The 12,369-nt window shown below is 71.5% G+C and carries 10 protein-coding genes; 8 read left to right on the top strand and 2 right to left on the bottom strand.

Annotated features, from left to right (window positions below; genetic code table 11):
• The first annotated feature begins 68 nt into the window (after window positions 1–68).
• Genes KIH27_RS16565 through KIH27_RS16555 form a run of 3 tightly spaced genes read left to right on the top strand, consistent with a single transcriptional unit; the run spans window position 69 to window position 2,481 of the window.
• On the top strand, window positions 69–839 hold the full coding sequence (locus KIH27_RS16565) for a lysophospholipid acyltransferase family protein (RefSeq protein WP_214094061.1): 771 nt from the start codon (window positions 69–71) through the stop codon (window positions 837–839).
• A gap of 26 nt (window positions 840–865) precedes the next feature.
• Window positions 866–1,660, top strand: a complete 795-nt coding sequence (locus KIH27_RS16560) for a lysophospholipid acyltransferase family protein (RefSeq protein ID WP_214094060.1) — start codon at window positions 866–868, stop codon at window positions 1,658–1,660.
• Window positions 1,660–2,481 carry an HAD family hydrolase gene (locus KIH27_RS16555; RefSeq protein WP_250150264.1) on the top strand — a complete coding sequence of 274 codons (822 nt, stop codon included), beginning with the start codon at window positions 1,660–1,662 and terminating at the stop codon, window positions 2,479–2,481. Before KIH27_RS16560 ends, KIH27_RS16555 begins: the two co-directional genes overlap by 1 nt.
• Before the next feature lies 1 nt (window position 2,482).
• Here the strand turns inward: KIH27_RS16555 and KIH27_RS16550 are convergent, their stop codons facing one another.
• Both KIH27_RS16550 and KIH27_RS16545 read right to left on the bottom strand, forming a co-directional pair.
• Window positions 2,483–4,204, bottom strand: coding sequence for an N-acetylmuramoyl-L-alanine amidase (locus KIH27_RS16550; RefSeq protein ID WP_214094059.1), 1,722 nt, complete (start codon window positions 4,202–4,204; stop codon window positions 2,483–2,485).
• Window positions 4,205–4,346: 142 nt separating this feature from the next.
• Window positions 4,347–5,264, bottom strand: coding sequence for a hypothetical protein (locus KIH27_RS16545; protein ID WP_214094058.1), 918 nt, complete (start codon window positions 5,262–5,264; stop codon window positions 4,347–4,349).
• A gap of 232 nt (window positions 5,265–5,496) precedes the next feature.
• Here KIH27_RS16545 and glf point away from each other — a divergent pair, with 232 nt between their 5' ends.
• Genes glf through aftB form a run of 5 tightly spaced genes read left to right on the top strand, consistent with a single transcriptional unit; the run spans window position 5,497 to window position 12,053 of the window.
• Window positions 5,497–6,699 carry a UDP-galactopyranose mutase gene (gene glf / locus KIH27_RS16540; protein WP_214094057.1) on the top strand — a complete coding sequence of 401 codons (1,203 nt, stop codon included), beginning with the start codon at window positions 5,497–5,499 and terminating at the stop codon, window positions 6,697–6,699.
• The gene (locus KIH27_RS16535; RefSeq protein WP_214094056.1) at window positions 6,696–8,591 is read left to right on the top strand and encodes a glycosyltransferase; all 1,896 of its coding nucleotides are present in this window, start codon (window positions 6,696–6,698) and stop codon (window positions 8,589–8,591) included. Before glf ends, KIH27_RS16535 begins: the two co-directional genes overlap by 4 nt.
• Window positions 8,578–9,138 (top strand): phosphatase PAP2 family protein, encoded by a 561-nt coding sequence (locus KIH27_RS16530; protein WP_214094055.1) that lies wholly within the window; start codon window positions 8,578–8,580, stop codon window positions 9,136–9,138. Before KIH27_RS16535 ends, KIH27_RS16530 begins: the two co-directional genes overlap by 14 nt.
• Entirely contained in the window at window positions 9,131–10,036 is a 906-nt protein-coding gene (locus KIH27_RS16525; RefSeq protein WP_214094054.1) for a decaprenyl-phosphate phosphoribosyltransferase, read from the top strand. Before KIH27_RS16530 ends, KIH27_RS16525 begins: the two co-directional genes overlap by 8 nt.
• Window positions 10,014–12,053 (top strand): terminal beta-(1->2)-arabinofuranosyltransferase, encoded by a 2,040-nt coding sequence (aftB, locus tag KIH27_RS16520; protein WP_307856908.1) that lies wholly within the window; start codon window positions 10,014–10,016, stop codon window positions 12,051–12,053. The genes KIH27_RS16525 and aftB overlap by 23 nt, the downstream gene beginning before the upstream one ends.
• Window positions 12,054–12,369: the final 316 nt, after the last annotated feature.

Raw genomic sequence — 12,369 nt, 5'->3', positions numbered from 1 at the left:
CGCTCGGCCCGCATTCCCCCTGAGCTTAGCCGCGGCGGCGGCGCCGTCATCGCCTAGGCTTTGGGGCTGTGGAGCCCTGGTTCGGAACTGTCGCCGTCGTTGCCCGCACGCTGTGGCGCTTCCAGGGGGTGAAGATCACGATCACCGGTGCCGAGAATCTGCCGGCCACCGGCGGTGCGGTCATCGCGATCAACCACACCGGCTACCTGGACTTCGCCTTCGCCGGGCTCCCCGCCTACCTGGAGCGGCCGCGCCGCCGGGTGCGGTTCATGGCGAAGAAGGAGACGTTCGACAACCGCTACACCGGCCCGATCATGCGCGGCTGCCGGCACATCGCCGTCGACCGCGCCCACGGCCACGCCTCCTACGAGGAGGCGGTGGCCAAGCTCAAGGCGGGCGAACTGGTGGGCGTGTACCCGGAGGCGACGATCAGCCGCAGCTTCGAACTCAAGGAGTTCAAGGGCGGCGCCGCCCGGATGGCGATCGAGGCGCAGGTGCCGATCATCCCGCACATCGTCTGGGGCGCCCAGCGGATCTGGACCAAGGACTACCCGAAGCGATTGGGACGGACCAAGATTCCGGTCTCGGTGACGATCGGCGAGCCGATCCTCCCCGATCTGCCGATGGAGGAACTGCGGGCGCTGATGCGCACCCGGATGCAGGAACTGCTCGAACGGGCGCAGAACGAGTACGGCTCGGCGCCGGCCGGTGAGTTCTGGGTGCCGAAGCGGCTCGGCGGCGGCGCCCCCAGCCCGGCGGAGGCGCTGGAACTGGACGCCGCGGAGGCCAAACGCAAGGCCGCCGAGCGGGCCGCCCGCGAGCAGCAGGGCCAGGGCTGAAGCCCGCGAGTATCGAGCGTCCGAACATGGCTGAACCCGTCTTCCGCACGTTGGAGATCCTGCTGCCGCCGCTGGTCGAGGCCAACGGGACGCACCCGACCTTCGACGGCCTGGAGAACATCCCCGAGCACGGCGGCGCCGTGCTCACGCTGAACCACACCAGCTACCTGGACTGGTATCCGGCGTCGATCGCGGCGATGCGTCGGCATCGCCGGCTGCGGTTCATGATCAAGGCCGAGATGGCCCGGGTGCCGGTGATCGGCTTCGTCGTCCGGCACATCAAGCTGATCCCGGTGGACCGCAGCGCCGGGTCGGGCGCCTACGAGGTGGCGGTGCAGCGGCTGCGGGAGGGCGAGCTGATCGGGGTGCACCCGGAGGCCACCATCAGTCGCAGCTTCGAGCTGAAGCAGTTCAAGAGCGGAGCGGTCCGGATGGCGCAGGCCGCCGGGGTGCCGCTGATCCCGGTGGCCGTCTGGGGTGTGCAGCGGATCTGGACCAAGGACCACCCGCGCAAGCTGTGGCACAACACCGCGCCGGTGCTGATCAAGATCGGCGAGCCGTTCCACCCGACCGACGACCTCGAGGAGAGCGTCGCGCTGCTGTATCAGAAGATGGCGGCGCTGCTCGAAGAGGCGCAACTGGAGTACCCGCACCCGGCCGGGGCGTACTGGGTGCCGCTGCGCCTCGGCGGTAGCGCACCCGACCCGGAGCGGGCCCAGGCGATGTGGGAGGCGGAGATGGCCGAGCGCGACCGCAAGCGGCTGGCGCGGGCCGGCTACGGCAAGGTGCGCCGGGCGCTGGCCGTGCTGCGGGGCCGCTGATGACGGTGTCGCCGCCCGCGGTGATCGCCAGCGACGTCGACGGCACCCTGCTCGACGGCCAGGAGCGGGTCACCGACCGGACCCGGGCGGCGGTGCGGGCCGCGGTCGACGACGGCGCCCGGTTCATCCTGGCGACCGGACGCCCGCCGCGCTGGATCGCCCCGGTCGTCGACGCGCTCGGCTTCGCCCCGATGGCGGTCTGCGCCAACGGCGCCGTCGTCTACGACCCGGCCACCGACCGGGTGCTGTCGGCGCGGACGCTGTCGGTGGCCGCCCTGCGGGAGCTGGCCGAGGTGGTGGCGCGCGCCATCCCCGGCGCGGGGCTGGCCGTCGAGCGCATCGGGGAACGGGCGCACGACGCGGCGACGCCGCAGTTCGTCAGCTCACCGGGGTACGAGCACGCCTGGCTGAATCCCGACGACACCGAGGTGTCGGTCGAGGATCTGCTGTCGCAGCCGGCGATCAAGCTGCTGATCCGCAAACCGGGGGCGACCAGCGCCGACATGGCGGTGCAGTTGGCGGGCCACGTCGGCGACACCGCCGAGTTGACCTACTCCACCGACAACGGCCTGATCGAGGTGGTGCCGACCGGCATCACCAAGGCGACCGGGCTCGCGGAGATCATCGGGCCGCTGGGCATCGGCGCCGACCGGATGATCGCGTTCGGCGACATGCCCAACGATCTGCCGATGCTGCTGAGCGCCGGACACGGGGTGGCGATGGGCAACGGGCATCCGGCGGTGCGGGCCGCCGCGGCGGAGGTCACCGCCCCCAACACGGAGGACGGCCTGGCGCAGGTGCTCGAACGGTGGTGGGGCTGACTCAGCCGGCGTCGAGCGGGTCGATGACCCGGGAGAAGCGCTCCAGCTGGACCGGCGGACCCTCCGGCGGCCGCGGCGGCAGTTCCTCGGCGACGCCGTCGACGACCCGGATCACCGCGCCGGTGGCCCGGTCGAAGTTCAGCGTGCCGTGCTGGAAGTTCTGGCCCACCCACTCCGGCTCGGGGATCTCGGCGCTGGTCGGCAGGCCCAGCACGCCGCGCTCGTAGCCGAGGGTGGCCCAGGCGTCGTAGATCGCCCCGGTGACCGGCTGCGCGCCGGTCTCCGGCGACCAGTACACGGCGCCGTGTTCGAAGGTGGCGTACTTGGTGGAGCCCTCGCCGATCGCCTCCGGCGAGGTCGGTGCGCCGAGCATGCCGTCGAACCCGCCGACCTCCAGCCAGCGGGCGTGGATGGCGCCGCCCTCCATGACGCGGATGAGGTCCTCCGGGCCGGGCGGCGCGCTGAATCCCGCTGCGATGCCCCGGATCACGTCGAGTGAGGCGTACCCGCTGTCGCCCGGGCACTCGGTCTCGTCGACGTCGCGGTGGCCGATGATCACCGGCAGCGTCAGCGACGTCCCGCGCGCGAAGTGGGTGAAGGAGCCGCCGGCCGACGCCAGCTCGGCGATACCGCGCGGGTCGGTGCCGTCGAGTCCGAGCCGCCAGCCCAGCAGCCGCCCGACGGTCTCGAGCTGGATCGGCGGGGGCGGGTTCTTGTCGAAGGTGCCGATCATCGACACCCCCCAGGTGTTGCGGTTGAACCCGCCGGCGTGGCTGCCCATGATGCCGCGGGTGACGCCGCCGGCCCGACCTTCGAAGACCTGGCCGTACTTGTCCACCAGCGCGTTGTAGCCGATGTCGCACCAGCCCAGGGTGCGGGTGTGATACGCGTAGATGGCCCGGACGATGTCCGCGGAGTCCCCCGGGGTGTAGTCGTTGTTGCCGGCGGTGTGGTGCACCACCGCCGCGTGCACCGGTCCGCTCTCCACCGGTTTGCCGCACCGGCCGGTGGCGCCGGCACCCCAGTGGTTGCGGGGGATGATGTTCGGCGGCTGACCTGGCGCCAGCACGGCGCTCGGCGGGGTCCACTGCCCGTCGAGCGGGGCCTTCGGCGGGGCGATCAGCACCGCGGAGATGCCCTGGGCCAGTGGCTGGGCGGCGGTCGCCGGGACGTAACCCAGGTCCGGTTCGGTCGTGCGGGCCGGTTTCGGAGTGCCCTTGGTCGCCTTCTTGGGGGCGGTCTTACCCGGGGCGGCCGTGGGTTTGCGGGGTGCCTGCGGGCGGGTGATGGCGATCTGCACGGCGGTGGTCCGGCCGACGAAGACCGGTTCGGTCCCGTCCGGGCCGGGCGCCGGGGTGCCGTGGCTGCGGTTGGCGGGGTCGGCCGGGCCGGCGGCGCGCTCCTCGCGGACTTCGTGGGCGGTCGCGTACCAGGGGCCCCAGGAGCCGTCGGCGCGTTTGGCGCGGACCCGGGCCGACGTGCCGGTGAGGTCGGCGCCGGTGAGCGCGACCATCGAGAACGGCTCGTCCTGGCTGATCTCCCGGATGGTCACCCCGGGTTCGAGGTCGGCGAGTGGGCGCTGGGTGAGTTTGGTGGCCGCGGCGCTCGGGGGCGCCGTGGCGGATTTGAAGCCCGATCCCGAGTTCAGTGCCCACGGCAGGATCAGCACTGTCGCGATGGTGGCCGTCAACTTGATCGTTGGCAGCGGGCGACGAGATGGCACGAACTGATGTTACGCATGTGCTGAATGGTGTCAGTGGTGCGACACGCAAAGGGTAACGGCACCGCAGAGCCCTGGTGCCGGCATGGCCGGGGGAAACCGGGGCCGGTCGACTCTGCGGTGCCGTCGGGTGATGGGTCGGTTATCAGGGCAGCGGCAGGGCGGCTGCCGGTGCCGCGGCCGCGGCCGGGCCGGCGCCCTGAGCGGCCTGGGTGATGGACGGGATCACCACACCCTTGAGCAGGTCGATCGCCTGCCCGGCGCCGAGCTGGTTCGCGGCGCTCATCAGGTCGCTGACGATCCCACCGCTACCGCCGCTCTCCGGCATGCCCAGGGACGGGTCGCCGAGGATCGGGTAGGTGCCGTCCAGGCCCGGGTCCAGGCCGGTCGGCGAGGTGAGCCCCAGCTCACCCGGCGCGGCCAGGCTGCCGTCGGGCAGCAGACCGGTCGGGCTGGTCAGCCCCGGCGAGGTCAGCCCGGTGGTGCCCAGGCCGGGCGTGGTCAGCCCCGGTGAGGTCAGGCCCGGTGAGGTCAGCCCGGTGGTGCCCAGGCCCGGCGTGGTCAGACCCGGCGAGGTCAGGCCGGGCGTGCCGAGACCCGGCGTGGTCAGCCCGGGCGAGGTCAGCCCCGAGGTCGACACACCCGGCGTCAGTCCGGGGGTGGTCAGGCCGGGGGTGGCCAGCGACGGGTCGGTCAGGCCCGGGGTGCCCAGGCCGGGCGTGCCGAGACCGGGCGAGGTCAGGCCGGGTGTGCCCAGACCCGGGGTGCCCAGGCCGGGGGAGGTCAGGCCGGGCGTGCCCAGCGGCATCCCGCCGCCGCCGCCGAAGCCACCGGGGACCGGCGGGAGGTTCACCCCGAACTGGGACAGCCCCTGCGACAGGGCCGAGATCAGCTCGTTGGGCAGGTCGGCGACCGATGCGGCCGCGACGAACTCGTGGTGCTGCGGCGCGCTGTCGTGGGCCGCCAGCTGGGACACTGCAACAACCGCAAACGGACTTGCGACCGCCAGTGCGGCGACTGCGCTCATGGTGGTCGAGAGCCTGCGTCGACGTCGGTTCGGCACGGAAGTCTCCTCAATATGTTCTGCCGTTCGGCCCCGGGGGCCGGCGGGCGTTACTGCCGGTTTTTACTTACACGGTTGATGTTACGAGTGTGATTGGTGTGATTGGAGTGACGAGACCGGATCGTGAGGAAACTGCGATCTACCGTCGTCTTGCCGCTTCACCGGGCGGTGCCGTACCACCCGCCGCCGTGGGAATCGGCTTCCGTCGGCGGGTCCGATAACCTAGGCGCCGATGACTTCTCCTGCTGGTCGCTATGACCTCTATGTTGTCGGCTCCGGTTTCTTCGGCCTGACGATCGCCGAGCGGGTGGCGACCCAGCTCGGCAAACGCGTCCTCGTCGTCGAGAAACGCGGTCACATCGGCGGCAACGCCTACTCCGAGGCGGAACCGCAGACCGGCATCGAGATCCACAAGTACGGGGCGCACCTGTTCCACACCTCCAACAAGCGGGTCTGGGACTACGTCCGGCAGTTCACCGAGTTCACCGGTTACCAGCACCGGGTCTTCGCCCTGCACAAGGGGCAGGCCTACCAGTTCCCGCTGGGGCTGGGGCTGGTCAGCCAGTTCTTCGGCCGCTACTTCAGCCCGGACGAGGCGCGCGCGCTGATCGCCGAGCAGGCCGGTGAGTTCGCCACCGAGGACGCCGCCAACCTGGAGGAGAAGGCGATCAGCCTGATCGGGCGCCCGCTGTACGAGGCGTTCGTCAAGGGCTACACCGCCAAGCAGTGGCAGACCGACCCGAAGGAGCTGCCCGCCGCCAACATCACCCGGCTGCCGGTGCGCTACACCTTCGACAACCGCTACTTCAACGACACCTACGAGGGGTTGCCGGTCGACGGCTACACCGCGTGGCTGCAGAACATGGCCGCCCACGGCAACATCGACGTGCGCCTCGAGACCGACTGGTTCGACGTCCGGGAGCAGCTCCGCGCCGAGAACCCGGACGCCCCGGTGGTGTACACCGGCCCGCTGGACCGCTACTTCGACTACGCCGAGGGCAAGCTGGGCTGGCGCACCCTCGACTTCGAGACCGAGGTGCTGGACACCGGTGATTTCCAAGGCACCCCGGTGATGAACTACAACGACGAGGACGTGCCGTTCACCCGGATCCACGAGTTCCGGCACTTCCACCCGGAGCGCGACTACCCGGCCGACAAGACCGTCATCATGCGCGAGTTCTCCCGCTTCGCCGAGGCCGACGACGAGCCGTACTACCCGATCAACACCGACACCGACCGCACGCTGCTGACCGCCTACCGGGCCCGCGCGAAAGCGGAGACGGAGTCCGCACGGGTGTTGTTCGGCGGCCGGCTGGGCACCTACCAGTACCTTGACATGCACATGGCCATCGCCAGTGCGCTGAGCATGTACGACAACACCCTGGCGCCGCATCTGGCCGACGGGGTGCCGCTGGGAGAGAGCAGTAAGGCATGAATGACAGTTCCGCCGCGGTGAGCCGGCTGGCGCGGATCATCGCACCCCGGCACGGCGAGCCGCTGGACGTGCGCAAGCTCTACCTGGAGGAATCCGACACCAACAGCCGTCGGGCGCACCCGCTGACCCGCACCAGCCTGGAGATCGGCGAGGAGTCGGAGGTGTCGTTCGCGACGTACTTCAACGCCTTCCCGGCCTCCTACTGGCGGCGCTGGTCGACGCTGGAGTCGGTGACGCTGCAGCTTCGGTTGACCGGCACCGGCCGGGTCGACGTCTACCGGTCCAAGGCGACCGGCGCCCGCATCGCCGTGGACGGCAAGTCGTTCGACGGCAGCGGCAAGCCCGCGACCGTGGAGTTCGAGATCGGCCTGCAGCCGTTCGAGGACGGCGGCTGGATCTGGTTCGACATCACCACCGACACCGCCGTCACCCTGCACGGCGGCGGCTGGTTCGCGCCGGTGGAACCGGTCGTCCGCGCCGACGTCGCGGTGGGCATCCCGACGTTCAACCGGCCCGACGACTGCGTCAACGCGCTGGCCGCGCTGGCGTCCGACCCGGACGTCGACGCCGTCATCAGCGCGGTGATCGTCCCCGACCAGGGCACCCGCAAAGTCCGCGACCACCCCGGCTTCGCCGCGGCCGCCAAGGGGCTCGGCGACCGGCTCACCATCCACGACCAGCCGAACCTGGGCGGTTCCGGCGGGTACAGCCGGGTGATGTACGAGGCGCTGAAGAACACCGGCTGCGAACAGATCCTGTTCATGGACGACGACATCCGCATCGAACCGGACTCGATCCTGCGGGCGCTGGCGCTGAGCCGGTTCGCCAAGACCCCGACCCTGGTCGGCGGGCACATGCTCAACCTGCAGGAGCCGTCGCACCTGCACATCATGGGCGAGATCGTCGACCCGGGCGTGTTCATGTGGACCAACGCCCCGCACACCGAGTACGACCACAACTTCGCCGAACACCCGCTGGCGGAGTCCCCGGATCTGCACCGGCGCATCGACGTCGACTTCAACGGCTGGTGGATGTGCATGATCCCGCGGGCGGTGGCCGAGGAGATCGGGCAGCCGATCCCGTCGTTCATCAAGTGGGACGACGCCGAGTACGGCATCCGGGCCGGCGAGCACGGCTACCCGACCGTCACCCTGCCCGGCGCGGCGATCTGGCACATGGCCTGGAGCGACAAGGACGACGCCATCGACTGGCAGGCCTACTTCCACCTGCGCAACCGGCTGATGGTCGCCGCCCTGCACTGGGACGGCAACATCACCGGCCTGATCCGCAGCCACCTCAAGGCAACCCTGAAACACCTTGCCTGCCTGGAATATTCGACCGTCGCCGTGCAGAACAAGGCACTGGACGACTTCCTGGCCGGCCCCGAGCACATCTTCTCGATCCTGGAGTCGGCGCTGCCGGCGATCCACGCGCTGCGCAAGACCTACCCCGACGCGGTGGTGCTGCCGGCGGCCAGTGAACTGCCGAAGCCGTCCGGGCGCAGCCGGGAGATGAAGCCACCGGTGCAGCCGTTGAGCATCGGCTACCGGCTGGCCCGCGGCGTGCTGCACAACCTCAAGGCCACCGCACCGGAACACCACCGCCGCCCCCAGCTCAACGTGCCCACCCAGGACGCCCGCTGGTTCCGGCTGTGCACCCAGGACGGCGTCACCGTCACCACCGCCGACGGCCGCGGCGTGGTCTACCGGCAGCGCGACCGGGAGCAGATGTTCGGGCTGCTGCGCGAGTCGCTGCGCCGGCAGTACCGGCTGGCCCGCCGCTTCGACGACCTGCGCCGGCAGTACCGGCGGGCGCTGCCGACGCTGTCCAGCACCGCGCAGTGGGAGACGGTGTTCCCCCGGCCGGAGAGGGCCGACCATGCCTCCGCGTGACCTCGCGGCACCGGTGGACGCACCGGTCGGGCCGCCGCACGGCGAAGACGCCGTACTGGTCGGGGTGCAGGCCGCGCTGACCGGGCGTCCCGGTGTGCTGCCGGCGGCGCGCACCATGTCGCACTTCGGCGAGCACAGCCTGGGCTGGCTGGCGGTGGCGGCGGCCGGTGCGCTGGCCCAGCCGCGCCGCCGCCGGGCCTGGCTGGTCGCCGGGGCCGGAACCCTGGCAGCGCACGCCGCCGCCGTCGTCATCAAGCGGGTGGTGCGCCGCACCCGGCCCGACCACCCCGCGATCGCCGTCAACGTCGGCACCCCGAGCCGGCTGAGCTTCCCGTCGGCGCACGCCACCTCCACCACCACCGCCGCGATCCTGCTCGGCCGCGCCGCCGGACTGCCCGCCGGCGTGCTGCCGGCGCTGCTGGTGCCGCCGATGGCGCTGTCCCGGCTGGTGCTCGGCGTGCACTACCCCAGCGACGTGGCGGTGGGCGCCGCGGTGGGCGCCGCCGTCGCGGCTGCCGCGATCCGGTTGGATGGGACCGATGAGTGAGCCCGTGACCGACCGGCCGTACAGCCTCCCGGTCGGGATCGTCAAAGCGCTGCGGCCCCGCCAGTGGGTGAAGAACGTCCTGGTGCTGGCCGCGCCGCTGGCCGCGCTGGGCCGGGACGCCCACTACGACTACGCCGAGGTGGCCCGCAAGTCGCTGATCGCGTTCGTGGTGTTCAGCCTGGCGGCGTCGGCGATCTACCTGGTCAACGACGCCCGTGACGTGGAGGCCGACCGGGCGCACCCGACCAAGCGGTTCCGCCCGATCGCCGCCGGCGTGGTGCCGCCGGGGCTGGCCTACGCGCTGGCGGTGCTGCTGGCGATCGCCTCGCTGGGCGTCTCCTGCCTGCTTACCCCGAACCTGGCGCTGGTGATGGCGATCTACCTGGCCATGCAGCTGGCCTACTGCTTCGGGCTGAAACACCAGGCGGTGCTGGACATCTGCATCGTGTCGTCGGCGTATCTGCTGCGGGCGATCGCCGGCGGCGTGGCCGCCGACATCCCCCTGTCGCAGTGGTTCCTGCTGGTGATGGCGTTCGGGTCGCTGTTCATGGTGGCCGGCAAACGCTACGCCGAACTGCAGATCGCCGAGCAGACCGGCGCGAAGATCCGCAAGTCGCTGGAGTCCTACACCGGCACCTACCTGCGGTTCGTCTGGACGATGGCGGCCACCGCGATGGTGGTCTGCTACAGCCTGTACGCGTTCGAGCGCGACCACGGCGCCGGCTCCTGGTACGCGGTGTCGATCGTCCCGATCATCGTCGGCCTGCTGCGCTACGCCGTCGACGTCGACGGTGGCCTGGCCGGTGCGGCCGAGGACATCCTGCGCCGCGACCGGGTGCTGCAGGTGACGGCGCTGGCGTGGATCGGAACCATCGGTGCTGCCCTCGTCTTCGGCTAACCTGCGCCCCTGGGCCGGGACCGGCCGGGCGCCGCAGTCCCGGCTCCGGCCGCTGGGCTGGCCGGCGGTCGCCTACAGCCCGTCGGTGCGGCTGAGCTCCTGGGCGGCGGTGGTCGTCGCCGTGCTGCTGTTCGGGATCGGCGCGTGGCGGCGGCGCTGGATCGCCGACGACGGGCTGATCGTGCTGCGGACCGTGCGCAACCTGCTGGCCGGGCACGGACCGGTGTTCAACGCCGGTGAGCGGGTGGAGGCCAACACCTCCACCGCCTGGACCTACCTGATGTACCTCGGCAGCTGGCTGGGCGGCCCGATCCGGCTGGAGTACGTGGCGCTGGTGTTCGCGCTCGCGCTGAGCCTGCTCGGCCTGGCACTGCTGATGCTCGGCGCCACCCGGCTCTACGCACCGGGTCTGCAGGGCCGGCGCGCGCTGATCCTGCCGGCTGGCGCGCTGGTCTACATCGCGGTGCCCCCGGCCCGCGACTTCGCCACGTCGGGCCTGGAGAACGGGCTGGCGCTGGCCTACCTGGGGCTGCTGTGGTGGATGCTGGTCTGCTGGTCGCAGGCACCGCGGATGCCCCGATCCCGTGCCCGCGGACTCCCGTTCACCGCCGCCCTGGCGTTCGTCGCCGGCTTCAGCGTGCTGGTCCGCCCGGAGCTGGCGCTGATCGGCGGCGGCGTGCTGATCATGCTGCTGATCGCCAACCGCGGCTGGCGACCGCGGCTGCTGATCGTGGTGGCCGGCGGGCTGCTGCCGGTCGCCTACCAGATCTTCCGGATGGGCTACTACGCGCTGCTGGTGCCCGGCACCGCGCTGGCCAAGGACGCCACCGGCGACAAGTGGTCGCAGGGAAGGATCTACCTGACCAACTTCAACGGCCCCTACGCGCTGTGGGTGCCGCTGGTGCTGCTGACGGCGCTCGGGGTGGTGCTGTGGCTGGGTGCGGCGATGCGCCACCGGCCCCGGCACACCCCGCCGGCCGGGGCCGACCGGGCGTCGGGCTGGGCGCGGCTGGTGCAGAGCCCGACCGCGGCCGTCTGCTTCATCGTCGGCAGCGGGCTGCTGCAGGCGCTGTACTGGGTGCGCCAGGGCGGCGACTTCATGCACGCGCGGGTGCTGCTGGCACCGCTGTTCTGTGTGCTCGCGCCGGTGGCGGTGATCCCGGTGCTGCTGCCGCACGACGCCCGGTTCCACCGGGAGGCCGGTCCGCTGATGAGCGGGGCCGCCGGGCTGCTGTGGGTGGCGGTGGCCGGCTGGGCACTGTGGGCGGCGAACTCGCCGGGCCTGGGCGACGACGGCACCCGGGTCAGCTACTCGGGGATCGTCGACGAACGCCGGTTCTACTCGCAGGCGACCGGGCACGCCCACCCGCTGACCGCCGGGGACTACCTGGATTACCCGCGGATGCGGGCGGTGCTGACCACGATCGCCAACACCCCGGCCGGTGCGCTGCTGCTGCCGTCGGGCAACTACGACCAGTGGGACGTCATCCCGGTGATCCTGCCGGTGCCGCAGATGCCGGGCACCCCGCCCGCCCCGGACGGCGCCGGCCCGCACACCGTGTTCTTCACCAACCTGGGCATGCTCGGCATGAACACCGGCCTCGACGTCCGGCTGCTGGACCAGATCGGGCTGGCCAACCCGATCGCCGCGCACACCGACCGCATCGAGAACGGCCGGATCGGCCACGACAAGGACCTGTTCCGGGACTGGATCGTCGCCGACGGGCCGTGGGTGAAGTGGTACCCGATCATCCCCGGCTACCTGGACCAGGACTGGATCACCCAGGCCGAGAATGCGCTGCGCTGCCCGGACACCGCGGCGGTGCTGAACTCGGTGCGGGCGCCGATGGGGCCGCACCGGTTCCTGTCCAATGTGCTGCACGCGGCGAGCTTCACCCGCTACCGCATCGACCGGGTGCCGCGTGACGAGCTGATCCGCTGCGGCCTGGACATCCCCGAGCCGACCGGCCGGCCGTCCGGAGCGCCCTACGCGGGGACGTCGCCGACCGGTCCGTGACGCGCCGGGGCGGGTTCGGACACGCCGGGTGCGGCCCATCGGGAACCGGCGGCGCCGAAAATGTGACCGATCTCATGCGCGTCGCCGGTTGGCTATCGAGTACGTCGCGTCTCACCGGCTCGAATGCCGTCGCCAGCGCAGGATGGTGGGTGCGGCGACGCGCCGAAGGGCCGTCCACCCGGCTCCGCGGGAGGGGTTCCGGCACAGATCGGTGTGGTTGACTACCACCCGGCGCTGCCGCCCGTCGAGGCGGCTCGGGCCCAGGTCGGGCCAAACCCCTGTGTTCAGTGGCGCTATGACGAATGGATGAGGAAAA

The sequence above is a fragment of the Mycolicibacter acidiphilus genome (assembly GCF_018455725.1).
In the GTDB taxonomy this organism is placed as follows: Bacteria; Actinomycetota; Actinomycetes; order Mycobacteriales; family Mycobacteriaceae; genus Mycobacterium; species Mycobacterium acidiphilum.
This window is presented reverse-complemented; position numbering and strand designations above follow the sequence as displayed.